Origin of the sequence: Amycolatopsis ponsaeliensis (assembly GCF_030182635.1) — a bacterium.
In the GTDB taxonomy this organism is placed as follows: Bacteria; Actinomycetota; Actinomycetes; order Mycobacteriales; family Pseudonocardiaceae; genus Amycolatopsis; species Amycolatopsis ponsaeliensis.
In genome coordinates this window covers 82,269-107,286 of the sequence record NZ_JAPZLD010000032.1, presented here as the reverse complement: position 1 = coordinate 107,286, position 25,018 = coordinate 82,269, and the positions used below count along the sequence as shown (strand labels likewise).

24 protein-coding genes are annotated in these 25,018 nt (G+C 70.4%); 12 read left to right on the top strand and 12 right to left on the bottom strand.

Going from position 1 to position 25,018, the window contains the following annotated elements:
• The first annotated feature begins 111 nt into the window (after positions 1–111).
• The 7 genes from QQ657_RS37205 to QQ657_RS37175 are packed head-to-tail and all read left to right on the top strand — an operon-like array spanning position 112 to position 9,148.
• Entirely contained in the window at positions 112–2,112 is a 2,001-nt protein-coding gene (locus QQ657_RS37205; RefSeq protein WP_284747017.1) for a fibronectin type III domain-containing protein, read from the top strand.
• The gene (locus QQ657_RS37200) at positions 2,087–2,977 is read left to right on the top strand and encodes a carbohydrate ABC transporter permease (RefSeq protein ID WP_284747016.1); all 891 of its coding nucleotides are present in this window, start codon (positions 2,087–2,089) and stop codon (positions 2,975–2,977) included. Before QQ657_RS37205 ends, QQ657_RS37200 begins: the two co-directional genes overlap by 26 nt.
• A gap of 8 nt (positions 2,978–2,985) precedes the next feature.
• Positions 2,986–3,864, top strand: coding sequence for a carbohydrate ABC transporter permease (locus QQ657_RS37195; protein WP_284747015.1), 879 nt, complete (start codon positions 2,986–2,988; stop codon positions 3,862–3,864).
• Entirely contained in the window at positions 3,861–6,146 is a 2,286-nt protein-coding gene (locus tag QQ657_RS37190; protein ID WP_284747014.1) for a glycosyl hydrolase family 95 catalytic domain-containing protein, read from the top strand. The genes QQ657_RS37195 and QQ657_RS37190 overlap by 4 nt, the downstream gene beginning before the upstream one ends.
• A complete protein-coding gene (locus QQ657_RS37185; RefSeq protein ID WP_284747013.1) occupies positions 6,146–7,099 on the top strand; it encodes an acetylxylan esterase in 954 nt (317 codons plus the stop codon). Before QQ657_RS37190 ends, QQ657_RS37185 begins: the two co-directional genes overlap by 1 nt.
• Complete coding sequence (locus tag QQ657_RS37180) at positions 7,096–8,448, top strand: ABC transporter substrate-binding protein (RefSeq protein ID WP_284747012.1); 1,353 nt, start codon at positions 7,096–7,098, stop codon at positions 8,446–8,448. The genes QQ657_RS37185 and QQ657_RS37180 overlap by 4 nt, the downstream gene beginning before the upstream one ends.
• Positions 8,449–8,476: 28 nt before the next feature.
• On the top strand, positions 8,477–9,148 hold the full coding sequence (locus QQ657_RS37175; protein WP_284747011.1) for a GntR family transcriptional regulator: 672 nt from the start codon (positions 8,477–8,479) through the stop codon (positions 9,146–9,148).
• A 194-nt stretch (positions 9,149–9,342) separates the two neighbouring features.
• Here QQ657_RS37175 and QQ657_RS37170 read toward each other — a convergent pair whose 3' ends face one another.
• Both QQ657_RS37170 and QQ657_RS37165 read right to left on the bottom strand, forming a co-directional pair.
• Positions 9,343–9,906, bottom strand: coding sequence for a snapalysin family zinc-dependent metalloprotease (locus QQ657_RS37170; protein ID WP_284747010.1), 564 nt, complete (start codon positions 9,904–9,906; stop codon positions 9,343–9,345).
• A 175-nt stretch (positions 9,907–10,081) separates the two neighbouring features.
• Positions 10,082–10,573 carry a winged helix-turn-helix transcriptional regulator gene (locus QQ657_RS37165; protein ID WP_284747009.1) on the bottom strand — a complete coding sequence of 164 codons (492 nt, stop codon included), beginning with the start codon at positions 10,571–10,573 and terminating at the stop codon, positions 10,082–10,084.
• A gap of 98 nt (positions 10,574–10,671) precedes the next feature.
• Between QQ657_RS37165 and QQ657_RS37160 the strand changes: the two genes are divergently transcribed.
• From QQ657_RS37160 to QQ657_RS37150, 3 genes are all read left to right on the top strand, one after another.
• Positions 10,672–11,376, top strand: coding sequence for an SDR family oxidoreductase (locus tag QQ657_RS37160; protein WP_284747008.1), 705 nt, complete (start codon positions 10,672–10,674; stop codon positions 11,374–11,376).
• Between the two features lie 169 nt (positions 11,377–11,545).
• Positions 11,546–12,109, top strand: coding sequence for a TetR/AcrR family transcriptional regulator (locus QQ657_RS37155; RefSeq protein ID WP_350310738.1), 564 nt, complete (start codon positions 11,546–11,548; stop codon positions 12,107–12,109).
• Positions 12,110–12,207: 98 nt separating this feature from the next.
• Entirely contained in the window at positions 12,208–13,371 is a 1,164-nt protein-coding gene (locus QQ657_RS37150; RefSeq protein WP_284747046.1) for a cytochrome P450, read from the top strand.
• Here the strand turns inward: QQ657_RS37150 and QQ657_RS37145 are convergent.
• Genes QQ657_RS37145 through QQ657_RS37130 form a run of 4 tightly spaced genes read right to left on the bottom strand, consistent with a single transcriptional unit; the run spans position 13,361 to position 17,800 of the window.
• Positions 13,361–13,780 carry a nuclear transport factor 2 family protein gene (locus tag QQ657_RS37145; RefSeq protein WP_284747006.1) on the bottom strand — a complete coding sequence of 140 codons (420 nt, stop codon included), beginning with the start codon at positions 13,778–13,780 and terminating at the stop codon, positions 13,361–13,363. The genes QQ657_RS37150 and QQ657_RS37145 overlap by 11 nt on opposite strands.
• A gap of 54 nt (positions 13,781–13,834) precedes the next feature.
• Positions 13,835–14,725, bottom strand: coding sequence for an aminoglycoside phosphotransferase family protein (locus tag QQ657_RS37140; protein ID WP_284747005.1), 891 nt, complete (start codon positions 14,723–14,725; stop codon positions 13,835–13,837).
• A gap of 16 nt (positions 14,726–14,741) precedes the next feature.
• Positions 14,742–15,530, bottom strand: coding sequence for a siderophore-interacting protein (locus QQ657_RS37135; protein WP_284747004.1), 789 nt, complete (start codon positions 15,528–15,530; stop codon positions 14,742–14,744).
• Positions 15,527–17,800 (bottom strand): ATP-binding cassette domain-containing protein, encoded by a 2,274-nt coding sequence (locus QQ657_RS37130; protein WP_284747003.1) that lies wholly within the window; start codon positions 17,798–17,800, stop codon positions 15,527–15,529. The genes QQ657_RS37135 and QQ657_RS37130 overlap by 4 nt, the downstream gene beginning before the upstream one ends.
• 76 nt (positions 17,801–17,876) lie before the next feature.
• Between QQ657_RS37130 and QQ657_RS37125 the strand changes: the two genes are divergently transcribed.
• Positions 17,877–18,665 (top strand): TetR/AcrR family transcriptional regulator C-terminal domain-containing protein, encoded by a 789-nt coding sequence (locus QQ657_RS37125; protein ID WP_284747002.1) that lies wholly within the window; start codon positions 17,877–17,879, stop codon positions 18,663–18,665.
• Positions 18,666–18,769: 104 nt separating this feature from the next.
• A complete protein-coding gene (locus QQ657_RS37120) occupies positions 18,770–19,993 on the top strand; it encodes an HNH endonuclease signature motif containing protein (RefSeq protein WP_284747001.1) in 1,224 nt (407 codons plus the stop codon).
• Positions 19,994–20,116: 123 nt separating this feature from the next.
• On the opposite strand, the gene QQ657_RS37115 is transcribed toward QQ657_RS37120, so the two are convergent.
• The 6 genes from QQ657_RS37115 to QQ657_RS37090 are packed head-to-tail and all read right to left on the bottom strand — an operon-like array spanning position 20,117 to position 24,803.
• The gene (locus QQ657_RS37115) at positions 20,117–20,857 is read right to left on the bottom strand and encodes a methyltransferase domain-containing protein (RefSeq protein ID WP_284747000.1); all 741 of its coding nucleotides are present in this window, start codon (positions 20,855–20,857) and stop codon (positions 20,117–20,119) included.
• A gap of 11 nt (positions 20,858–20,868) precedes the next feature.
• On the bottom strand, positions 20,869–21,099 hold the full coding sequence (locus QQ657_RS37110; RefSeq protein WP_284746999.1) for a putative acetyltransferase: 231 nt from the start codon (positions 21,097–21,099) through the stop codon (positions 20,869–20,871).
• Positions 21,096–21,326: a glutaredoxin domain-containing protein gene (locus QQ657_RS37105; RefSeq protein ID WP_284746998.1), complete on the bottom strand. Its 231-nt coding sequence runs from the start codon at positions 21,324–21,326 to the stop codon at positions 21,096–21,098. The genes QQ657_RS37110 and QQ657_RS37105 overlap by 4 nt, the downstream gene beginning before the upstream one ends.
• Complete coding sequence (locus tag QQ657_RS37100; protein WP_284746997.1) at positions 21,323–23,437, bottom strand: phage holin family protein; 2,115 nt, start codon at positions 23,435–23,437, stop codon at positions 21,323–21,325. The genes QQ657_RS37105 and QQ657_RS37100 overlap by 4 nt, the downstream gene beginning before the upstream one ends.
• Positions 23,434–24,015: a DedA family protein gene (locus QQ657_RS37095; RefSeq protein ID WP_284746996.1), complete on the bottom strand. Its 582-nt coding sequence runs from the start codon at positions 24,013–24,015 to the stop codon at positions 23,434–23,436. The genes QQ657_RS37100 and QQ657_RS37095 overlap by 4 nt, the downstream gene beginning before the upstream one ends.
• The gene (locus tag QQ657_RS37090; protein ID WP_284746995.1) at positions 24,012–24,803 is read right to left on the bottom strand and encodes an MBL fold metallo-hydrolase; all 792 of its coding nucleotides are present in this window, start codon (positions 24,801–24,803) and stop codon (positions 24,012–24,014) included. Before QQ657_RS37090 ends, QQ657_RS37095 begins: the two co-directional genes overlap by 4 nt.
• Between the last annotated feature and the right edge of the window lie 215 nt (positions 24,804–25,018).

The following is a 25,018-nucleotide window of genomic DNA, read 5'->3' as shown; positions in this document are numbered from 1 at the left end:
GCGAGCTCAAGCAGCAAGAATCTGCCATCGTCGATCCTATAGGATCCATGGCTGCCGAAACTGGGCCGTGATCCTCTGATGTTTGACGAAACCGACCTCGAAGGAGTGGTCATGGCAGCACGCGGCAGACGGGCCCTGGGTGTCCTCGCCGGACTGACGGTGATCGCGGGCCTGTTCACGGCCCCCGCGGCGGAAGCCCAGCCGGAAGCACCGAAGCCGGCAGCCCAGATAGCTCAGAAGCCCTACCTGGGCTGGAGCAGCTGGAGCCTCGAGTCGACGAACTACCCGGGCGTCAACCCGACCGGCTCCGCGAGCTGGCTCACCGAGCAGCACGTCCTCCAGCAGGCCGACGTCCTCGCCGCGAAGTTCAAGCAGCACGGCTACACCTACGTCAACATCGACGCCGGCTGGTCCAACGCCTTCGACCAGTACGCGCGCCCGGTCGTCAACCCCACGACCTTCCCGGACGGCATGAAGTACGTCGCCGACCACGTCCACAAGAAGGGCCTCAAGCTGGGCTCCTACCTGGCCGTGGGCCTGGACCTCAAGGCGTACAACGACGGCAACTCGCCGATCGCGGGCACCACGAACTGCCACACCAAGGACCTCGTCTACCCCGACCTGCGCAAGACCAACGGCTGGGACTCCGCCTACAAGATCGACTTCGCGAACCCGTGCGCCCAGTCCTACGTGGACTCGGTGGCGCAGCTGCTGGCCGGCTGGGGCGTCGACTTCCTCAAGCTCGACGGCGTCGGCCCCGGCTCCTTCAAGGGCGGCGAGAACTACACCAACACCACCGACGTCGAGGCCTGGAACAAGGCCATCGCCAAGACCGGACGCCCGATGGAGTTCGTCATCTCGTGGGCGCTGAGCCACCGCCAGGCCGACGTCTGGAAGGCCAACACCAACGGCTGGCGCGTTGACACCGACGTCGAGTGCTACTGCGACACGCTCGTGACCTGGAACAACTCGGTCAAGCAGCGCTGGAACGACGTCGTGCAGTGGATCCCCGACGCCGGCCCCGGCCACTGGAACAACCTCGACTCGCTCGACGTCGGCAGCGGCAAGATGGACGGCCTCACCCAAGCCGAGCGCCAGAGCTACATGACGCTGTGGGCGATCGAAGCCGCGCCGCTCTACATCGGCGACGACCTGACCCAGCTCGACGACTACGGCGTCAAGCTCCTCACCAACGACGAGGTCATCGCGCTCAACCAGGCCGGCGTCCCGGCCAAACCGGTGAGCCAGACGACCGACCAGCAGGTCTGGTACAACCGCAACGCCGACGGCAGCTACACGGTGGCGCTGTTCAACCTCGCCGCGACGCCGGCGCGCGTCACCGCGGACCTCGCGCAGCTCGGCATCTCCGGCCCAGTGCAGATCCGGGACCTGTGGGCGCACAAGGACGTCGACACCGCGGCCGGCGACCTGCCGGTGCACGGCTCGCGCCTGTTCAAGGTGACGCCTCGCGATCGCACCGCGCTGCAGGCCCCGGCGGTCGTGCGCGGCACCGCGGCCACCGGCACCAGCGTCTCGCTCGCTTGGGACGCCTCGAAGGGCGCGCAGAGCTACGACGTCTTCGCCAACGGCAAGAAGCTGACCAGCACCACGAGCGCAAAAGCCACGGTCACGGGTCTCAAGCCGTCGACGTCGTACGACTTCACGGTCGTCGCGAACCAGCGCTACGGCCGTCCGTCCGAGCCGAGCAAGAAGATCAGCGTGACCACACCGGCCGCCGGCGGGCCCCAGGCGTACGAGGCCGAAAACGGCAGTCCGCAGGGCGGCGCGACCGTCTACGACTGCGCGTGCAGCAACGGCAAGAAGGTCGGCTACCTGGGCGGCAGCGGCTACGTCGTGCTGCCGACGGTCACCACCGCCAAGGCCGGCACCTACCTCATGCAGTTGTCCTATGTGGACGGCGACTCCAGCCGCACCGGCATCGTCACGGTGAATGGAACCTCGTTCCCGCTGCCCGTCGCCGGCAGCAACGACAACGACTGGAACACGCCGCAGACCGTGACCGTCCCGGTGTACCTGCAGGCCGGAGCCAACACCATCCAGATCGGCAACCAGGCCGGTTATGTCTATGACGTCGACAAGATCACCGTCTAGAGGCCGGGACGCGCCGATCGCGTGGCTGCTCATCAGCCCCGCGCTCGCCGGGTTCGCGGTGTTCTTCGCCTACCCGACCCTGCGCGGGCTCTACCTGAGCTTCACCGAGTTCCACGTCCTCACCGAGCCGCGCTGGATCGGCTTGGGGAACTTCCGCGAACTGGCCACCGACGGCGAGTTCTGGCACTCGCTGCTCGTGACGATCTACTTCGTCTCGCTGTCGGTGGTCCTGGGCGTGCTGGTTTCGCTGGTGACGGCGGTGATCCTGCACCGGCTGGCGGTGTCGGCCACCGTCCGCGGGCTGATGATCCTGCCGTTCCTCATCTCCGGCGTGGTCACCGCGCTCGTGTGGTCGTGGATGCTCGACCCGCAGCTCGGCATCGTCAACATCCTCATCACGAAGCTCACCGGCGAGCCGGTGCTGTTCTTCGGGTCGGGGAGCTGGGCGGTGCCGACGCTCGCGGGGCTCAACATCTGGAAGTCCATGGGCTACAACGCGGTGCTGATCTTCGCCGGGCTGCAGACCATTCCGTCCACTGTGTACGAGGCAGGCCGGATCGACGGCGCGAGCGAGCTGCAGATGTTCCGCCGCCTCACCGTGCCGCTGCTGCGGCCGATCCTGGTGATGGTCGTGGTGCTCACCGTGATCAGCTCGTTCCAGATCTTCGACATCGTGCAGGTGACCACCAAGGGCGGTCCGGCGAACGCGTCGAAGGTGCTGCAGATGTACATCTACGACAAGGCGTTCGGCCAGTTCGACTTCGGCTACGCCGCGACCATGTCGCTGGCCCTGTTCGTGCTGCTGGCCGCCGTCACCTTCGCCCAGCTCCGGATGGCTCGCGCGGGCGAGTCCGACACCAACTAGGAGGGATCGTGCGCCGGATCTCCCCGGGCCGGGTCGTCGCCTGGGCGTACCTCGTGCTCGTCCTGGTCGTCACGATCTTCCCGTTCTACTGGATCGTGCGGACCGCGCTGTCGGACAACTACGCGCTCGCGACGGACCCGTCGTCGCCGGGCCCGGTGGGCTTCACACTGGGCGCCTTCAAACGCGCGCTCGGCCTGGCCTCGCCCGCCGAAGCCGCCGCGCAGGGCGGGTCGGCCGCGTCGATCGACCTGCTGTCGGCCCTGCGGAACTCGATCGTCTACGCGGTGCTGCTCACCGTGTGCACGGTGTTCTTCTCCGCGCTGGCCGCGTTCGCGTTCTCGCGGCTGCGGTGGAAGGGCCGCAACACCGTGTTCGCCGTGCTGCTGACCGCGCTGATGGTGCCGCAGGTCCTGACGCTGCTGCCGAACTTCGTGCTGATCAAGGACCTCGGCCTGCTCAACAGTTTCGGCGGGATGATCCTGCCGACGGCGTTCTTCTCGGCGTTCAACATCTTCTTCCTGCGCCAGTTCATGCAGGGGCTCAGCACCGAGATCGAGGAGGCCGCGATCATCGACGGTGCCGGTCCGCTGCGCGTCTGCTTCCGGATCGTGCTGCCGATGAGCGCCGCCCCGGTCGCGACGCTCGCCCTGCTGACGTTCATCAACACCTGGAACGACTACCTGTGGCCGCTGCTGGTCACCAACGACGACACCGTCCGCCCGCTGACCCTGGCGCTCGCGGTGTTCAAGCAGTCCTCGCCGCAGGCGGCGCTGGACTGGGCGGGCCTGATGGCCGCCACGCTCGTCGCCGCGCTGCCGATGCTGCTGCTGTTCGTGGTGTTCGGCCGCCGGCTCGTCAATTCCATCGGCTTCACGGGGTTGAAATGACGGATCTCCTGCTCTCCTGGCCGCACCCGGCGACGGACTGGACCGAAGCCATGCCGGTCGGCAACGGCCGGCTCGGCGCGATGGTCTTCGGCGGCGCCGGCCGCACGCGGGTCCAAGTCAACGACGCCACGATCTGGTCCGGCACGCCGCATGGTCCCGCGTCCGCGTTGAAGGACATCGACGCCGGACCGGACCGGCTCGCCGAGGTGCGCGAGGCCGTGTTCGCGAAGGACTTCAGGCGCGCCGAAGAACTCCTGATGACGTTCGAAGGGCCGTACAGCCAGGAGTTCCTGCCCTACGTCGACCTTTGGCTGACACTGCCCGAAGGCACCTCACGCGGCCGGACGCTCAATCTCGACAGCGGCGTCACCACCGAAAAGCTGACCATCGACGGCCAGGACGTCGAGCGGACGACGTGGGTGAGCCGTCCCGCCCAGGTGTTGTGCGTGGCGCTGTCCGGCGCGACCGATGTCGATGTCGATGTGTCGACACCGCTGCGGGAGGTCTCGCGGGACGGCTTCGACCTCGGCATCGAGATCCCGGTCGACGGCGCACCCAGGCACGAACCGCTGGTGGAAGAGCCACTGCGGTACGGGACCGTCGAGGGGTACGACCCGTTCGCCGCGGTTGCCGTCCGGGTCGCCCGGACGGCAACCGGCGTCTTGATCGTCCTGGCCAGTTCCACCAGCGCGTACGACGCCTGGATCGGCGACCGCCAGCACACCCGCGACGAGCACCGGCGGCGGGCCGCGGTTCTGGCCGAGCAGGCCGCCGCAACCGGGATGGCGGAGTTGCGTCGCGCCCACGAGGCCGACCTGCGGCCGCTGCTCGGCGCGTCCTCGCTAAGGATCGGTGAGCGCCGGGGCGGCACCCACGACGTCGCGGAACTGTTGTCCGGCCGGGACGAACAGCTGACCGCGACGGTGTTGTTCCAGTACGGCCGGTACCTCCTGGCGAGCGCGTCCCGGCCCGGCGCGCCGCCCGCGAACCTGCAGGGCATCTGGAACGACGACCTCCGCCCGGCCTGGTCGTCCAACTACACGGTCAACATCAACACGCAGATGAACTACTGGGCCGCCGAGACGACCGGGCTCGGCGAGTGCCACCTCCCGCTGTTCGACCTGCTCGGCAAGCTCGCGGTCACCGGGGCCGACGTCGCGCGCGAGCTGTACGGCGCCCGCGGCTGGGTCACCCACCACAACACCGACCCGTGGGGCTGGGCGCTGCCGGTCGGGATGGGGCACGGCAACCCGTCGTGGGCGCTGTGGCAGATGGGCGGCGCGTGGCTGGTCCAGCACGCCTGGGAGCACTACGACTTCACGCGCGACCGCGCCTTCCTCGAAAAGACGGCGTGGCCGTTGCTGCGCGGGTGCGCCGAGTTCTGCCTCGACTGGCTGGTGGAACGGGACGGCTTCCTCGAGACGTGCCCGTCGACGTCTCCGGAGAACCTGTTCCTCTCCGAAGCCGGGACGAAGGAGTCGCTGACCCACTCGGTGACCATGGACGTCGCGCTGATCCGCGCGGTGTTCGAGCGCAGCCTCGCCGCGGCGGACGCGCTGGGCGTCTACGACCCGCTGCGCGCCGAGATCGAGACCGCGCTGCCGCGGCTGCGCCCGCTGCCGGTCCTTTCCGACGGCCGGCTGGGGGAGTGGGCGTCGGATCTCCCCGAAGACGATCCGACCCACCGGCACATGTCGCAGATGGTCGCGCTCTACCCGCTCGGGCTGATCGACGCCGTCGCGACGCCGGACCTCGCCGAAGCGGCCCGCCGGGTGCTCGAGCGGCGCGGGCCGGGCGCGATGGGCTGGTCGTGGGCGTGGAAGATCGCGCTGCGCGCCCGCCTCGGCGACGGCGAGACCGCGCGAAAACTGCTGAGCGAGGCGGTCCAGCCGTTCACCGGCGACCGCCACCGCGACGCGCCGGTCGACGGCTCCGAGTGGGGTGGGCTGCTGCCCAACCTGTTCAGCACGCACCCGCCGTTCCAGATCGACGGCAACTACGGCTTCCCGGCCGGGCTCGCGGAACTGGTGCTGCAGAGCCAGAACGACGTCGTGACGCTGCTGCCGGCGCTGCCCGCGGGCTGGCCGGAAGGTGAGGCGCGGGGACTGCGGTGCCGCGGCGGGCTCGCGGCCGACGTCGAGTGGCGCGACGGCGAACTGCGGTACGCCGTCCTGCGGCGGCTGTCGGGCGACCCGGCCGAGCCGGTGCGCGTGCGCTACCGCGGCCGCGAGACCGAGCTGCGGCTGCGGACCGGCGAATCGACCGTCCTGAAAGGACTGTGATGCTCACCGACCTCGCCCTCGACGCGCTGTGGGAGTACCGCAGCGCCTACGAAGCACCGCCGGACTTCGACGAATTCTGGACGTCGACCCTCGCCGAAGCCTGGGCGCACGACATCGGGGTCCGGTGCACGCCGGTGGACACGCCCCTGCGGACCCTCGACGTGTTCGACGTGACGTTCGCCGGCTTCGGCGGGCACCCGATCCGGGCGTGGCTGCGGCTTCCGCGCGGCGTCGAAACGCCGTTGCCGGCGATCGTCCAGTTCCACGGCTACGGCGGCAGCCGGGGCAGCGCGTTGCAGGAGCTGACCTGGGCGTCCGCCGGGTACGCGCACCTGCAGGTCGACGTGCGCGGGCAGGGCGGGGTGACGCCCGATCCGGTGGGCAGCGGACCGACGTACCCGGGCCACCTGACGCGCGGCATCGAGAGCCGCGAAACCTACGTCTACCGGCGGATCTTCACCGACGCTGCCCGCGCGGTCGACGCCGTGCGCGCGCTTCCGGAGGTCGATCCGGCGCGGGTGGCGGTGCTCGGCAACAGCCAGGGCGGCGGCATCGCGCTCGCCACGGCGGGGCTCGTCCCGGACGTGGCGGCCCTGCACGCGCAAGCGCCGTTCCTCTGCGACTTCCGGCGCGCCAGCCTGGTCGGTGGCGAACGGCCTTACGTCGAACTATCCCGTTATCTGGCCGACCACCGTGACGCGGTCTCGCGGGTGTTCGACGTGCTGTCCTATTTCGACGGTGTCGGGTTCGCCTCGCGCGCGACGGCACCGGCCTGGTTCAGCGCCGGGCTGATGGACGGCATCGTGCCGCCGTCCACGGTGTTCGGCGCCTACCACGTCTACAAGGGACAGAAAGAGCTCGCCGTCTGGGAGTACAACGGCCACGAAGCCGGTGGCCCCGACGACGTTCAGGCAGTGCTCGAAGGATTCCAGTCCACAATGGAGTTGACATGAAGTTTCGCGTAGTGGCGGCCGCCGGGTTGGCGGCGACGCTCGGAGCGCTGGTGGCCGCCTGCGGCGGCGGGTCGGCGAGCGGCAGTGGGAACACCGTGAACTGGTGGACCTGGGACGACAAGCAGGCCGCGGCGTACCAGACGTGCGCGTCGGCGTTCGAGAAGGCCAATCCCGGCACGACGGTGAAGATCACGCAGTACAACGTGGACGACTACTTCACCAAGCTGACCGCCGGGTTCGTCGGCGGCACCGCGCCGGACGCGTTCCAGAACAGCGTCCAGTACTTCCAGGCGTACGCGTCCCAGCACCAGCTGCTGCCGCTGGACGACCTGATCGCGCGCGACAAGTTCGACCTCAAGCGGTTCTCCGTCGGCGTCGACGCGTGGAAGTTCACCGACGGCAAGCAGTACGGCCTCCCGCTCGACTGGTCCGCGACCGGCCTGTTCTACAACACGGACGCCATCACGAAGGCCGGCTACACCCCGGCCGACCTGGCGAAGCTGACGTGGAACCCCGACGACGGCGGGACGTTCGAGAAGGTCGCGGCTCACCTGTCCGTGGACAAGAACGGCGTCCGCGGCGACCAGCCCGGGTTCGACAAGGACCACATCGCCACCTACGGCACCGGGCAGCTCGCGTCGCGCGACTTCATCGGCGAGTCGACGTGGAGCTCGTTCGCCATGACGACCGGCTGGCGGATGGCCGACAAGCAGTCGTGGCCGACGACGTTCACCTACGACGACCCGGTGTTCGCCAAGACCCTGAGCTGGGTGCGGTCGCTGGCCGACCGCGGGTTCGCGCCGAAGATCGGCACGTTCACCACCGGCGGCCAGGCGACGATCAGCGACACCGACCTGCTCGGCTCGGGCAAGGTCGCGATGGAGACGGCGGGCTCGTGGACGGCGGGGACGTTCGCCAAGCTGCCCTTGAAGGTCGGGATCGCGCCGACCGTGCTCGGGCCGTCCGGCAAGCGCGCGGTGCTGTCCAACTCGAACGGGAACAACGTCTGGGCCGGCACGAAGAACCCCGACCTGACCTGGAAGTGGGTCTCGTACATGGGATCGCCGGAGTGCCAGTCGGCGGCCGGGGCCAGCGGCACGTTCTTCCCGTCGATCCCGGCGTCGATGGATGCGGCGGCGACGGCGATGAAGGGCCAGGGCGTCGACTTGTCGGTGTTCACGTCGATGCTGAAGGACGGCACGCTGGTGCCGGCGGTCGTCTACGGCAACGGCGCGGCCCTGCAGGACGCGGAGCGGCCGCTGTTCGAGGCGTACTTCGCCCACCAGCGCGACGGCGACGTGTTCGCGGAGATGGCGTCGAAGAGCCGGGCCGTGCTGGGCAAGCAGTAGCCTGTAGTCACGAGACGTGAGGGGAGTCATGGTGGAGGGTCGCCGCCTCGAAGCCCTGCCGGGCAGGCAGGTGCTGGCCGACGGCGTCTACGAGCAGATCCGGGCGCTGATCATGAACGACGGCATCGAGCCGGGCGCCCGGGTCAACATCGACGAGATCGCCCGCGAGCTGGGCGTGTCGGGAACGCCGGTGCGCGAAGCGCTGGCCCGGCTGGAGTCCGAGGAACTGGTCAGCAGGCTCCCGTTGCGCGGCTACCGCGTGACGGAACTGCTGAACCGCAAGGAAGTCGACGACATGTACGCGCTGCGGCTGCTGCTGGAGCCCCCGTCGGCGGCCCGGGCGGCTTCCGCGATGTCGGACGCGAACGTGGCCGCGCTGGAAGCGGAGCTGGCGACGTGCCCGGCGGCCCCGGTGGACGACGCGTACAGCGACTACAAGGCGTTGACGGCGCACGACGCGCGGCTGCACGAGCTGATCCTGCACCTGGCCGGGAACGTGGCGGTCGAGCAGGCGTTCGCGCGGACCCACTGCCACCTGCACTTCTTCCGGCTGAACTACAACCAGCCGTTCGGCGAGCAGACGATCGCCGAGCACCGGGTGATCGTGGACGCGCTGGTGGCGGGGAACGCCGCGAGGGCCCGGAAGGCGATGACCGACCACCTCGAAGTGGCGCGGGACCGTCTCCTGTCCCGCCTCTGACGTGATCCAGAGGTCGACACGCGTGATTCAAGGGTCGACTCGCGTGATCGGAGGGTCGACACGGCCGCGGAGTCGTGTCGACCCCTCAATCACGCGAGTCGACTGCTCAATCACGCGTGTCGACCCTTCCCGCACGTGCGAAGGCCGCACCGGGAACTCCCGGTGCGGCCTCCCCCGACGACGTCACATGCGGGTCACTTGACCGGCATGGTCACTTCGTAGATCCGGTGCTGCTGGGCGGCCGCCGCGCGGAAGCCGTTGGCCCACAGGGATTCCACCTGCGAAGCCTCTTCCGAGTTCGGGTTCGCGTTGGTGCACGACGGGCCGGGGCCACCGCCCGACATCAGTTCCGAGCACGGGCCCTCGTAGTGGTCCGGCAGGCCCAGCGCGTGGCCCGTCTCGTGGGCCGTGATGCGGGTCTGGTTGTACTGCTCGGCCTGCGTGTAGTCGATGAAGATCGTGCCGCTGCCGTGGCCGTCCGTCTGCGCGTACGAGCCCTGCGGGTCGTTGCCCTCCGTGTAGTGCAGCGACGCGCCCGAGGAGCTTTCCTGGAGCTTGACGTTCGACACGGCCGCGTTCCAGTTGGCCGCACCCGCGTTGATCTGGTCGCGGAAGGTGGGGGCGTCCGAGGTGTCGTAGTAGACGATCGTGGCCGCTTCGGCCTGCGCCGGGGCCGCGAAGGCCGGGGCCGCGGTGAGCGGGGTCGCGATCATCGCCAGCGCGACGGCGGCGCCGGGCAGCAGGTACTTCCTGGACATCGGGACGACTCCTTGCCGTGGGGAATTTGCCGGGTTTGCGCGCGCTGGGTGTCGAACTTACGGAATCGCCCGGCTCTTGTGACCCGACTTTCGTACTGCGCTGCGAACGGTGATTTACCAACCATTTCGTCCGGTTGACATGCGCAGCCACGCATACAAGGATGCGCCGTCCGGCTCAGCCGACCGGGTCCGCCAGCGGGATCGTGCCTTCGCGCAGACGCGATCCGCGCCACGCCAGATCGTCCCTGGCCAGCGGTTTCCCACAGCTGTCGCAGGTCGTGCCCGGGCGGGTGAGGTCGCCGCAGCCGACGTGCACGAGCTGCATCGGACCGGCCGCGTCCTCGGACGACGTGTACGCGTCACCCCACGCGCCGAGCGCGTGCAGGACCGGCAACGCGTCCGAGCCGGCCTTCGTCAGGCGGTACTCGTGGCGCGTCCGGCCGCCGTCGCGGTAGGGGAGCTTCGTCAGCAGGCCCCGGTCGACGAGCTTCGCCAGCCGGGTCGTCAGCACGTTGTCGGCGATGCCGAGCTGGGCGCGGAAGTCCTCGAACCGGGTGGTGCCCGCGGTGGCGTTGCGCAGGATCAGCAGGGTCCACGGCTCGGCCAGGACGTCGGCGGCGCGCGCGATCGGGCACGCGGTGCCCTCCCAGGTGATGCGGCGGCTCATGTGATCCCTCCTACCTGACTTGCTCCGAGCAAGTCTACGCCGTACAGTCGGCCGTAGCTAGCTTGCAACGAGCAAGTCAGGTGCGAGAGGAGCTCGTCATGGAGATCACGGGTGCGGTGGCACTGGTCACCGGAGCCAACCGGGGGCTCGGCCGGCGGTTCGCCGCCGCGCTGCTCGAGCGCGGCGCGGCCAAGGTCTACGCCGCCGCGCGCAATCCGGAGTCGATCGACCTTCCGGGAGTGGTGCCGCTGAAGCTCGACGTGACCGACCCCGAGTCGATCCGGGAAGCCGCGAAGATCGCGGGCGACGTCACGCTGCTGGTCAACAACGCCGGTTCGTCCACCGGGTCGTCGTTGCTCGGCGGCTCGCTGGCGGACATCAAGCTGGAGATGGACACGCACTACTTCGGCACCCTCGGTGTGACGCGCGAGTTCGCGCCGATCCTCGAGCGCAACGGCGGCGGCGCGGTGCTGAACGTGCTGTCGGTGCTGTCCTGGTTCACCGCGCCCCAGGTCGCGGCCTACTCCGCGGCCAAGTCGGCGGCCTGGTCGCTGACCAACGCGCTGCGCCTGGAGCTCGCGTCGCAGAAGACTCAGGTGACCGCGCTGCACGTCGGCTACATGGACACCGACATGGCCAAGCACGTCGACGGCCCGAAGATCGACCCGGCGGTCGTGGCCGGGCTCGCCCTCGACGGCGTCGAGCAGGGCCGCTTCGAGGTTCTCGCCGACGACGTCAGCAAGAACGTGCGGGCCGGGCTGTCGGGCGACCTCGCCGGGCTGTACCCGGCACTGGCCGGTTGACGAAACCGATTCTGCACATTGTAATTTTCGGATGATTTTCGCCGTTCCGGGGTTCTCGGGGACCCCGGAATACGGGCACTCCGGCGCCGGGCGTATGAATGGGCGGGTGGCGGAGAATGTCGAAGCCGGAATCGGCCGGACGAGGAACCGCTGGGGTGAAGGCGAACGGCTGCGCGGGGAGATCCTGGCGGCGGCCGCCCGGTTGCTGGCCGAGCTCGGCGGCGAGGACGGGCTGACGATCCGCGGAGTCGCGCGTGCGGTCGGCATCGCCCCGGCCAGCATCTACCAGCATTTTTCCGATCGTGCGGAATTGGTGCGCGGACTGCTCGAGCACGAATACGTCCGATTGGCGGAATCGATGCGCGCGGCGGAAGAGACGCTCGGGGAAACCGACGTCGTCGGCCGGGTCCGGGCGCAGATTCACGCGTACTGCACGTTCGCCATGGAGAACCCCGGCCATTACCGGCTGATGCTCGCGAACGGCGCGTCCCGCTCCGGGCCCGGCGGCCGGGCGGAAGGTCCGCTGCTGGACGTGATCGACCGCCTGGCGGCCGGCTTCGAGCGCTGCGTCGAGGCCGGTCACGCGCTGCGCGTCACGCCGGGCCGGGCGGCGGCGGTGGTGTTCGTCGGCGCGCACGGGCGGGTCGCGCTGTTCCACAGCGTGCTCAACCGGACCGGCGCCGATCTCGTGGAGCCGTTCGTCGACGAGCTCGTGTCACTGGTGTTCGCCTGATCGGCCCTGTGGCGAAGTTCCGGGAAGATGCTTAGCATAGCTATGTAATTTCCGGCAGCTTCGGGAGGTATCCGGTGGACGGTGTGCCCGCGTTTCCGATGACCCGGCGGTGTCCCTTCGACCCGCCCGCCGAGCTCGGCGACCTGCCGCCGGTCTCGCGCGTGCGGCTGTGGAACGGCAGCACGCCGTGGCTGGTCACCCGCTACGACGACGTCCGCGCGGTCCTGCGCGACTCGCGGATCAGCGCCGACTCCGACCGGCCCGGCTACCCGCACCAGAGCGCGGCTTCGGCGGCCCGGCGCAAGCGCGCGAAGTCGTTCATCACCATGGACGGCGCCGAGCACGCGGCGCAGCGGCGCCTGCTGACCGGCGACTTCCTCGTCAAGAAGATGGAGGCGCTGCGCCCGGCGATCCAGCGCATCGTGGACGACCTCGTCGACGGGCTGCTGGCCGGCCCGAAACCGGTCGACCTGGTGACGGCGTTCGCGCTGCCGGTGCCGTCGCTCGTGATCTGCGAGCTGCTCGGCGTGCCGTACGAGGACCGGGAGCTGTTCCAGGACATCACGAAGGTGATGGTGTCGAGGACGGCCACTCCCGAAGAAGCCGTGACCGCCACCGAAGAACTGCTGGCCTACCTCGGGGGGCTGGTGGAAAAGAAGGCGTCGGACCCGGGAGACGACGTCCTGAGCAAGCTGGCCGTCTCCCAGTACGCGACCGGTCGCCTGAGTGCCGAAGACGTCGCGTCGATGGGCCAGCTGCTGCTGGTGGCGGGCCACGAGACGACGGCGAACATGATCGCCCTCGGCACGGTCGCGCTGCTGGAGAACCCTTCGCAGCTCGAGCTCGTGCGCACGGGTGACGCCGACCTCCTGCGGCGCGCGGTCGAAGAGTTGTTGCGCTACTTGAACATCACGCACACCGGACGCCGCCGGGTGGCGACCGAGGATATCGAAATCGGCGGCGAGGTCATCCACGCGGGCGAAGGCGTCATCGCGGCCGGCGACGTGGCCAACCGCGACGGCGCGGTGTTCGAGGAGCCGGACCGCCTGGACGTGACGCGCGAGGCCCGCCACCACGTCGCGTTCGGCTACGGCGTGCACCAGTGCCTCGGGCAGACGCTGGCGCGGGTCGAGCTGCAGGTGGTCTACGGGACGCTGTACCGGCGCATTCCGGGACTGCGGCTCGCGGTGCCGGTGGAGGAGCTGGCCTTCAAGGACGACATGCTGGTGTACGGGGTGCACTGCCTGCCGGTCACGTGGTGACGCGCTCCCCGAAGACCATCCGGTGGCCGCGCGCGGTGTCCATGTACTCGCGGACGCGGTGGATGAGCCCGTCCTTCAGTTCGAAGACGAAGCAGTAGTCGTTGGCGTAGTGGTTGCCGTTGGCGAGCGTCGCGGTCATGGTCTCCTCCACGACGACGCGGTCGCCGTCGGCGTGGAAGCCGTGGAAGGTGACGGAGACGTCGCTGACGAAGAAGCGCGGGAAGTCCTCGGCGAGGAACCGCACGATCGTGTCCCGCCCGACCAGGTGCGACGGCCCGCCGAGGGCGACGGCGGTGGCGTTCCCGGCCGGGGCCAGCCATTCGGCGTCTTCGGTGAAGACGGCGGCGATCCGGCCGGCGTCGTGGGTGGCGAACTCCTGCCAGGCGTGCTGGACGATGTCACGGCTCATGCCGCGAACCCTAGGCGGGGCAAGGGGTTGCGGGCTGGCAGGTTCGCGACGTGATCACACCGCCCGGCGCAGGGCGTCGAGGTCCTCGGTCAGCCGGGCCCGGAGGAACCGGGCCCGGTCCGCGTCGCCGTCCTTCCGCGGGGTCATCTCGACGAGCATGATCAGGTCGAGGTAGACGCGGTACAGCGCGAGCCGCGCCCACGCCGGCATGCCGAACTCCGCCGGGCCGCCCGCCGCGCGGTAGCCGTCCAGCAGTTCGCGGTCCGGGTCGCGGAACAGCGTGAGCGACACGAACTCCGCCACCGGATCGCCCCAGAACGCGCGCTCGGCGTCGATGATGCCGGACACCCGGTTGCCGTCGAGGAGGATGTTGCCGTTCCACAGGTCGAAGTGCACCAGCACCGGTGTCGTGACCAGTTCGAGGAGCGGCTCGTGGCGGCGCACCAGGTGGGCGATCTCGGCGGCCGGCCGCGGCAGCTGCACCCCGTGCGCGACGGCGTCCGCGAGGATCGCGTCGGCCATCGCCGTGAACGCCGCCGGCCACGTCGGGTGCGGCGGGTCCTGCGGGTAGCCGAACCCGTCGCCGGTCGTCTTGTGCAGCCCGGCGACGATCCCGCCGAGTTCGGTCCGCAGCCGCGGGCCGGCGTCGGGCACCTGGGACCAGGGCACGCCCGGGAGTTCCGTCATCAGCAGGAACCCCGGCCCGGCGCCGACGACGGACGGCAGCGGGCCCGAGACCCGGCGGTAGTACGCCGCCTCGGTGGTCAGGAGGTCGTGCTCATAGGACAGACCCGGCGCGGGCGGCGCGATCTTGAGCACCAGCCGCCGCCCGCCGGCGAGCGTCAGCCGGATCGCCGTGTTGTAGGTGCCGCCGCCGATCTCCTCGCTCGCCACCACCGAAGCCGGGTCGATGCCCGCGGCCGCCAGAGCTTCTTCCGTGCGCACCCGAGCGAGTCTGCCATCAGCCGCCCAGCTTTTCGCGCGCGTCGGCGAGATCCTCGGGGGTCGGCGCGTCGTCCTGGGTGAGTGCGCGCCGCCAGTAGCCGGTGAACTCGATCGCGCCCTTGTCGAGCCCTTGCTCGTTCACGAGGTGGCGCCGCAGCGACCGGACCATTCCCGCCTCGCCCGCGAGCCAAGCGGCCGATCCGGGACCGAGAGACTCGCGGCGCACGGCTTCGAGCAGCTTGGTCCCGTGCGGTGCGCCGTTCCGGTGCAGCCACCGGACGGGCAGCGGTTGCTCTTCGGTCGCGTCCGCCACCTCGACGAACACGATCGGACTATCCACTTCGGACAGCAGGGTGGCGATGGCGGGCAGCGCCGTCTCGTCGCCGGCCAGCAGCACCGTGTCCGCCTTCGGCACGGGACGGCGGTAGGCCGCGTCCGGTCCGTACCGGCCGAGGACCTCGCCGACCGCCGCGGTGCGCGCCCACGTCGTCGCCGGGCCGGCCGCGGAAGCGTGCAGCACGAACTCGACGTCGATCGTGCCGCGATCCCGCGAGCGCACCGTGTAGCTGCGCATCACCGGCCGCTCGTCTTCGGGGATCGCCAGGAACGCCTGGTACCAGCGCATGACGTCGTCGTCGCCCGCGGGCAGCCGCACCGGGTGGCCCGGTGGCGGGAACAGGAGCTTGAGCTGCTGGTCGGGCCACGACTCCAGCTCGGCCAGGCCGTCGCCGGTGAACGTGACGCGCACGGTGCGCGGGGTCGGCCGGCGCACCGCCGTCACTTCGAGCAGTCCGGTCGGGTTCACGGCTTCCCCAGATATTCGCGCAGGTGGCGGGCGGTGAGCGTGGAGGCGTCCGCCACGAGCGCGGCCGGGGTCCCTTCGAACACCACGCGGCCGCCGTCGTGCCCGGCGCCGGGGCCGAGGTCGATCAGCCAGTCGGCGTGGGCCATCACGGCCTGGTGGTGCTCGATGACGATGACCGTGTTGCCCGCGTCGACGATCCGGTCGAGCAGGGCCAGGAGCTGGTCGACGTCGGCGAGGTGCAGCCCGGTCGTCGGCTCGTCGAGGATGTAGGTCGAGCCCTTCTCGGCCATCCGGATCGCCAGCTTGAGCCGCTGGCGCTCACCGCCGGAGAGCGTGGTGAGCGGCTGCCCGAGCGTGAGGTAGCCGAGGCCGACGTCGCCGAGCCGGTCGAGCACCCGCCGCGCGGTGCCGGAGGGGAAGAACTCGCGTGCCTCGGCGACGGACATCGCCAGGACCTCGCTGATGTTCTTGCCCCGCAGTTCGAACGTCAGCACCTTGGGCGTGAACCGCTTGCCCTCGCACTCTTCGCAGACCGACGCGACGCCGGCCATCATCGCGAGGTCGGTGTAGATGACGCCGAGGCCCTTGCAGTGCGGGCAGGCGCCTTCGGAGTTGGCGCTGAAAAGGCTCGCCTTGACGCCGTTGGCCTTGGCGAACGCGGTGCGGATGGCGTCGAGCAGGCCGGTGTAGGTCGCCGGGTTGGACCGCCGGGACCCGCGGATCGCCGACTGGTCGACCACGACGACGTCGTCGTGGTGGGCCAGGGAGCCGTGGATCAGCGAGCTCTTGCCGGAGCCCGCGACGCCGGTGACCACGGTCAGGACGCCGAGCGGGACGTCGACGCTGACGTCACGCAAGTTGTGCAGCTTGGCGCCGGTGATGGAGACGTGCCCGGCCGGTTCGCGGGGCTTCGCGCGGAGCGTGACCCGGTGGTCGAGGTGGCGGCCGGTGAGCGTGCCGGACGCGCGCAGGCCGTCGACGCTGCCGGTGTAGCAGAGCCGGCCGCCGTCGGTGCCCGCGCCGGGGCCGAGGTCGACGACGTGGTCGGCGATCCGGATGGTCTCCGGCTTGTGCTCGACGACCAGGATCGTGTTCCCCTTGTCCCGCAGGCAGAGCAGCAGGTTGTTCATCCGCTCGATGTCATGCGGGTGCAGCCCGACGGTCGGCTCGTCGAAGACGTACGTGACGTCGGTGAGGCTGGATCCCAGGTGCCGCACCATCTTCACGCGCTGCGCCTCGCCGCCGGAGAGCGTCGCGGACTCGCGGTCGAGCGAGAGGTAGCCGAGGCCGATCTCGACGAGCGAGTCGAGCGTGTCGCGCAGGTTGCCCAGCAGCGGCCGGATCGACGGCGCGTCGAGGTTCCGGACGAACTCGGCGAGGTCGCTGATCTGCAGGGCGGCGCAGTCGGCGATGTTCTTGCCGTCGATCTTCGCCGAGAGCGCGGCCTGGTTCAGCCGGGCGCCGCCGCACGCGTCGCAGGTCTTGAAGGTCGCGGCCTTCTCGACGAACCCGCGGATGTGCGGCTGCAGCGACTCGGTGTCCTTCTGCAGGTAGAGCCGCTTGACCTTCACCGCGAGACCCTCGTAGGTGAGGTTCTGCTTGCCCACCTTGACCTTGCACGGCCCCTTGTGCAGCAGGTCGTCGAGCTGTTCGGGGGTGAAGTCGCGGATCTTCGCGTCGGGGTCGAAGAAGCCGGCCGCGGCGTAGATCTGGACGTACCAGCTGTCCGGCGCCCAGCCGGGGACCTGGACCGCGCCGTCGTTGAGCGAACGGTCGAAGTCGAGCAGGGCGTGGACGTCCAGGTCGGACACCCGGCCGAGGCCCTCGCAGGCCGGGCACATGCCCTCGGGCAGGTTGAAGCTGAACGCGCCGGACGTGCCGACGTGCGGTTCGCCGAGCCGCGAGAAGGCGATCCGCAGCATCGCGTAGGCGTCGGTCGCGGTGCCGACCGTGGAGCGCGAGTTGGCGCCCATCCGCTCCTGGTCGACGACGATGGCGGCGCTGAGGTTCTCCAGCAGGTCGACGTCCGGGCGCGACAGGCTCGGCATGAACGACTGGAGGAAGGCGCTGTAGGTCTCGTTGATCAGCCGCTGGGACTCGGCCGCGATGGTGCCGAAGACCAGGGACGACTTGCCGGAGCCGGACACGCCCGTGAACACCGTGAGCCGGCGCTTCGGGATGTCCAGGTCGACGCCGGTCAGGTTGTTCTCCCGGGCCCCCCGGACCTCGATCACGTCGTGGGTGTCGGCGGCCCGCCTGGGTGAGGTCATACCGTCCTTCTTGATAGTTTAGGCTGTAAAGTGATTGTCCATCGTACATTACTTTAGGGTGTAAGGAGTCGGCAAGGTGGTCGTCTTCGCGGGTCAGGGCGACGCCCGGCGGTCCATGGAGCTGCTGTGGGGACCGCGCGTGGTCGCACCGCGCACGGGTCCGGGGCCCAAACCGGGCCTGTCCGTCGAGGCGATCGTCGCGGCGGCGATCGACATCGCGGACGCCGAGGGCATGGCGTCGCTGTCGATGCGTTCGGTGGGTGAGCGGCTCGGCCGCACGGCGATGGCGCTGTACACGTACGTGCCGGGCAAGACCGAGCTGGTCGACCTGATGTACGACCGGACGCTGGGCGAGCTGCCATCGTCGTATCCGGTGACTTCCGGATGGCGCGCGGCGGCTTTCTCTTTGGCCGATGCGTTGTGGGACCTGCACTTGCGGCATCCGTGGCTGCTGCAGGTCTCGCCGGCGCGGCCGGTGCTCGGGCCGGGGGAGTTCCACGTCCAGGAGACGTTGCTGTCCGTTCTGGCTGCGACGGGGTTGCCGCTGTCGCGAGTTCGGTGGGTGGTCGCGGCGTTGTTCAACATCGTCCGCGGCTCGGTCCAGGCGGCGGCGGAGTCCCGCCAGGCGGCCCGCGAGACGGGACTGTCCGAAGAGGACTGGTGGTACGCGCGGTCGGCGTTGCTGGGGGAGCTGGTACCGGACTTGACGGCGCGCTTCCCGACGGTGTCCCGGCTCGGTGACGAGGGTGCGTATGAGGCGCCGTCCGACGAGCCTTACCTGGAGCGCGAGGCGCGGCTGTCGTTCGAGGCGGGCCTGGAGTTGCTGCTGGACGGCGTCGAAGCGGCGATCGTTCGCCACGCCTGATGCGCCTCGATGCGGCGTGCAACCCGACCTGTGACAACACTGTCTAATGTGGACTACCCGATCGAAGGATGCCATTCGAACGGGTGTTCGGCTATCTTGAAGGTATGGCCGAGACCGGGCAGAGCGCGGCGTGGCAGCTTTCCGATGGGGAGCTGGCCGCGGCGATCTGCGCGTCCGAGAAGACCATGCGGGTCGCGTACATGCAGCACTTGGAACTGGTGGCCGAGGCCGATCAGCGCGGGCTGGGACCTGCCACGGGGGCGCGGGACACCGCGGCGTTCCTGGTCGGGTCGCAGCGGATCTCGTGGGAGGACGCCCGGGCACGGGTGGCGATCGCCACCACCGATCTGCCTGGGGTGCGAGCCGCGCTCGCCGCGGGAGAGATCGGCCCGGCGCACGCAGTGGAGATCGTGAAGGTGCTGCGGCAGACCCCACCCACCGTGAGCCCGGAGCAGGTGGCGGCGCACGAGCAAACGTTGCTGGAGCCGGCGCGGCAGGCGATCCCCTCGACCGTACGCAAGGCCGGGCAGCGCCTCCTCGGCTACTGGGACCTCGACGGCACGGAACCCCGGGACCGTGAGGAGGAGCTGGCGCGGCCGCGGCGAGAGTTCCGCTACAGCTGGACTCGGGACGGGCGGATGAAGTTCTCCGGCGAGTTCGACTCCGAGGCCGGGCAGTTGGCCGAGGGTTTGTTCGTGCCACTGGCCAGACCGGATCCTGCGGATGAGCACGGCAACCCCGACCCGCGCACGATGGCGGAGCGGCAGGGGGATGCGGTCGCGGCGATCTTCGACCTCGCGGCGCGGGCGGAGAATCTGCCGGTCCGGGCCGGGGAACGCGCGGTCGCCACGGTGACGATCCCGTACGCGGACCTGCTGCGCGACGCCGGGCTGGTCAGCCTCGACGGCGGTGAGACATTGACCGTGTCGCAACTGCGGAGGCTGCTGTGCGACGCGAAGGTCTACCCGGCGGTGCTCGGTGGCGACGGTCAAGTGCTGGATCTGGGACGTTCGGCGCGGACCGCGACGTCGGCGCAGCGGCGGGCGCTGGCGATCCGGGACAAGGGCTGCACGAGGCCGGGCTGCCCGCGGGGCCCCAAGTGGACCACACCGCACCATGTGATCTTTTGGGCCGCTCAGGGTGGCGAAACCAACCTCGACGACCTAGCGCTGGTTTGCGAGCGGTGTCATCAGCTGATCCACCATGGCGGCTGGGACATCGAGCTGCGCCACGGGGTCGTCTACTGGATCCCGCCCGAGTGGCTGGATCGGCGGCGAATACCGGCGCGCAACACCGCCCACGACCCACCACGACGACAAGCCGCGTGATGTGGTCCGGGACAAGCGAACCCGACGGGATATCCGAAGCACAGAACGGCGTGCCTCGGATATCCCGTCATGTGGTCTGCCCTCACTCGGGGTGGGGATACTTCGGTAGAACGTCCCCGTTCCTCAAGGCTTCCGGGCCTCGATGAGGAACCGCGTCGTGTGGGCGACGAACGGGCCGTCCCGCTCGATCTTCTCGTGCAACTCCTCCAGCCGCGGCCGGTACTGCTCGACCGTGAACCCCGGAACCATCCAGATCACCTTGCGCAGGAAGTAGACCACCGCGCCGATGTCGGAGAACTCGGTGCGCAACGACTCCGCGCGCAGGTCGACGACCTCGAGCCCGGCGGCCGTGGCCGCGGCGACGGCGTGGTCCGGGTGGCGGCTGTTCCGCGCTGACTCAGGCTGCGGGCCGAGGAAGAACTCGACCAGCTCGAACACGCTCGCCGGCCCGACCTGCTGGGAGAAGTACGCGCCGCCCGGACGCAGCACCCGGGCGATCCCGGCCCAGTCCGTCGTCACCGGGTGGCGGCTGGAGACGAGGTCGAACACGTCGTCGCCGAAGGGGATTCCCTCGGTGGCCACGACGACCACCCCGCGCGAACGCAACCGTGCCGAAGCGCGCGCGACGTTCGGTGGCCACGACTCGGTCGCCGCCATCAAAGGCGGCAGGGACGGGCAGCCGTCGACGACCTCGCCGCCGCCCGTCTCCAGGTCGAGTCCCGCCTCGACCCCAGAGAGGCGTTCGCCCAGCAAACGCTGGTATCCCCACGAGGGACGGGCCTCGGTGGCGCGGCCGTCGAGCCAGGAGAAGTCCCAGCCGTCGACGGACACCGCGGCGGCTTCGGCGACCAGTTCGTCGAACATGCCCCCGATGGTCACAAAGCGGCCGGCGGCTCGCCACCCGATTTCCGCACCGGCGGCGGGGGCACCGGCTTGGCCAGGGTGACCGCGGCGAAGCCGACGACCACCGGACCGCGCCGGGTGTCCACCGTGCACGTGGTTTCGTCGCGGGCGACGAGGTTCCCGAGCGCGTCGGTGAACCCGCCCTCGATCCGGTACCGGACGACGACCCGCGTCCCCAGCGGCAGTTCCCGCAACAGCTTCACAGCCGTCCGCTCAGCTCGTCGTCGGACGGCTCGACCAGGAACGAGCCGTCGTCCCACACGATCGTCGGAATCTTGCGCGCGCCGTCCTGCAGCTCGCGGACCCGGCGCTCGGCCTCCGCGTCCGCCTCGACGTCCACATAGGAATATTCGACGCCCTCGCGGTCGAGCAAAGCCCGGCTGCGCTTGACATCCGGGCACCAGGAAGCGCCGTACACCGTCAGACTCATGAAACAACCTCCGAAACCGCGGTCTCCACCGGAGCGGGCGTGGGATGCCCCAGCTCCGTCAGCCACCCCCGGAACACCCGGTGCAGTGCCTCCGCCCCGACGACCTCGCCGAGCGGCGGCAGCTCCCGCGGGTGCACCACGAACCCCCGCTGCTGCGGCCCGCCGAGCCCGCCGTGCGAGCCCACGTGCGTCTCGAACGGCGACGCCTGGTCGGAGTCCGGGTCGTAGCGGCTGTTGATCATCACGTCCGCGCAGTGCGGGAACGTGTCCACCCGGCGGATCAGGTCCGCCGCGTGCGGGCCGTACGGCAGCAGCGGGTCCTCGCCGATGACGACGCCCGTCGCCAGCCGGTGCAGGCCGTCGCGGCCCAGGACCACCGGGCCGAACTCGCGGCTGCGCACCAGCAGGAACCCGACCCCGGGGTGATCGACCAGCGACGGCAGCAGGTCGGGGAACTCGCGCTCGATCGTCTCCAGCTCGACGCGGCCCTCGTGCTCGGTGAACGACACCATCGCCACATGCCCGGACACGACGGCCACCACACCCGGCGCCACGCGGGTCACCGCGCCCGGCGAGCCGGACGTCGTGCGCGGCCGGTCGTCGGCGCACTCCGCGTCCTCCACCCGGGCGCGCAGCCGGCGCGCGATCAGGCCGCCGCTCTTCGTCGCCTCCGCCAGCGCCGCGTTGATCTGCCAGCTCTCGGCCTGCCGCCGCTTCCCCGAAGCCGCCGACGGCGAACCGCCGCACAGCCGCCCGACGTAGGCCTCGATCGTCTCGCCGAACCGCTCGGAGAACGCCTGCCCCTGGGTCTGGCCGTGGTCCGACAGCGCGACGACGTGGTAGCGGCGCGGCGCCAGCCGGCTCGCCCGGTGCAGCCGCGCGATCTGCTGGTCGATCGAGCGCAGCACCGACAGCGTGTCGAACCGCTCGATGCCGGAGTGGTGCGCGACCTCGTCGTAGCCGAGGAAGTCCGCGTACACCACCGGCCGCCCGGCCAGCATGTCGCCGAGGATCGCCGACACGACGACGTCGCGCGCGATCACCGTCGTGCCCGGCCGGGCGAGGGGGTACCAGCCGCCGCGCGGGACCCGCGGTACGACGCCGGCGCGGCGCTGGCGCACCGAGGCGTTGATCTCGCGGAAGACGTCGGCGAGCGCGACGACGAACGTCCGCAGCGCGTTGATCGGGTTCGCGAAGTACGCGTAGTAGCCCGCGCCGAGCCGGTCGCGGCGGCGGTGGCGCAGGGTCTTCGGCACCAGCACCGGGATCGAGCTCATGGTGAGGCTGACGTGGTCGGCGTCGCCGGAGAAGAGGTTGCCGCGGCTCGCGCCGTCGCCCGAGAGGAGGCCGTGCCCGTCGGAGTGCCGCCGCTCGATCTCGGCCGCGTCGGTCGGGTGCGCGCACGCCATCACGTGGTCGCGGTCCTTTTCGTACCAGCGGAAGCCGAGGATGTCGTGGTTGGAGCCGTGCAGGATGCCGCACACGCTCGCGCCGGTCTGCGAGCTCCAGTCGGTGTGCCACGGCGTCAGCGTGTGGCTGCCTTCGGAGAGCCACGCGGCGAACGTCGGCATGTCGCCGTCGCGGATCGCGCGGCGGACGGTGTCGAACCCGAGGCCGTCGATCTGCAGGAAGACCACACCGGGGGGCTGGCCGGCGTCGCCGGGCGCGGCGGCGTGGCGACGGCGGCGGCGGTTGGCGCGGCGGAAGAAGATCTCGTCCTCGTCGATGGCCAGCCCGGCCGAGATGAGCGCGCCGACCCCGGCCATGGCGACGGTGACGATCACCGCCGTCCGGAACCCGACCAGCTCGACGCCGGGCACGGTGCGGAACACCGCGAGCGTCCCCGCGCCGAGGAGCAGGAACCCGAAGAGGCCGAAGGTGAAGAACGCCAGCGGGTAGGCGATCCGCATGACCAGCGGCCACCCGACGCCGGCGAGCAGGCCGAGCAGCAGTGCGCAGACCGTCGGCTGCCACCAGTGCGTCATCCGGAAGCCGGGCAGGAGGACGTCGAGCAGGCGCAGCGCTCCGGTCACCGCGGCCCACACCAGCAGGATGCGGGCGACGGCCCGGCCGCCGCGCAGGAGACGGCCCTTCGGCGCGGATGTCGTCACACTCGCTCCTTGATTTTGCGCCGCCACCGGGCGACCAGGTTCGCCAGCACGGTGACCAGCAGGACCAGCACCGTCGCCAGGACCGTCGCGATGATCGGCGAGTCGAAGATGCCTCCGCTGACGATGCCGAGCAAGCTGTACGCGCTCGCCCAGAGCACGCAGGCGACGAGCGCCGCGGGCAGCAGGCGCCGCCACGGGTAGCTCAGCGCGGCGGCGGCCAGGAGCACCGGGATTCGGCCGGCCGGGACGAGCCTGCCGATCACGACGAGCTGCCAGCCGCGGCGCGCGAACTGGTCACGGGCCTTCTCCAGGCGTTCGGCGGGCTGGCGGCGGCTGATCCAGCGGAACGCGGCTTCGCTGCCGAGGCGCGGGATCCCGAACGTCACGACGTCGCCGATATAGGCACCCAGCGTGGCGATGACGATGACCAGCGGCAGGGACAGGTGGTCGGTGGTGGTCGCGACGGCGGCCGCGGCGCCGACCACCGCGCCGGTGGGCACGATCGGGATGACCGAGCCGAGCAGCACGCCGCCGAACAGGGCCGGGTACCCGATGGCGGCCGGGTCGGTCCAGTTCACGCGCGGTCCGTCGCGGTCGGGAGGACGACGTCGGCGCCGGGCTCGGTGAACAGGACTTCGGTGGCTCCGCCGGTGGCTTTCACTTCGGCGGCGAACACCCGCGGCGGATCGGCGAGCAGCCGCCGCATCCGGGCGGTGCGTTTCAGGCCGGGGACGGCGAGGGTGCCCCAGTGGACGGGCACGGCGGCGCGGGCCTGCGTGATTTCGGCGGCTTTCGCGGCGCGGGCCGGGTCGAGGTGACCCGGCCCGAGGTTCGGCCCCCAGCCCCAGACGGGCAGCAGGGCGACGTCGACCGGGCCGAAGTCCGCCATGCCGTCGAAGAGGTCGGTGTCGCCGGCGTTGTAGATCTTCGTGTCTCCAGTGCGGATCAGGTGCCCGATCGCGGGGCTCTGCGGGCCGTGGGTGAGCCGCGGGCCCCAGCGGTGTCCGGAGTGGACGGCTTTCGTGGCGGTCACTTCCAGCGCACCCTCGTTCAGGGTTTCGCCAGGCGCGATCTCTTCGACCTGCTCGAAGCCCTTCTTGGCGAGCCAGGCCCCGGCCCCACGCGGGACGACGATCCGGGTGCGCTTGCCCAGCAGCTTGAGCGAGGGCAGGTGCAGGTGGTCGCCGTGCAGGTGCGAGAGGAGGACGAGGTCGACGTCTTCGTAGGCCTCCCGCGCGGGTACCGGCACGACGCGGGTCAAGCCCCCGACACGCGCGGTGAGCACGGGATCGGTCAGCACGACCCGGCCACCGAGTTCGAGCCGGACGGTCGAATGGCCGAGGAAACGCAGGTTGAAGCCGCTCACGCTGTCGAGTATCGCCCTCGCGCGAAACGATCGCCCCTCGGAGTGGCGCGAACAACGCCCTTCAGCGACCGGCCGCTCGGGCCCGCCGGGCCCGGAAAGCCGCGAGCCGGACGCGGAGGCGCCGGTGACCTCGGCGCCACCGCGCGCGGAAATCCGTGCGGAGAGCCTGCTCCGCCGCGTCCGGCATACCGGCCGCGCGGAGCAACCGGGCGATC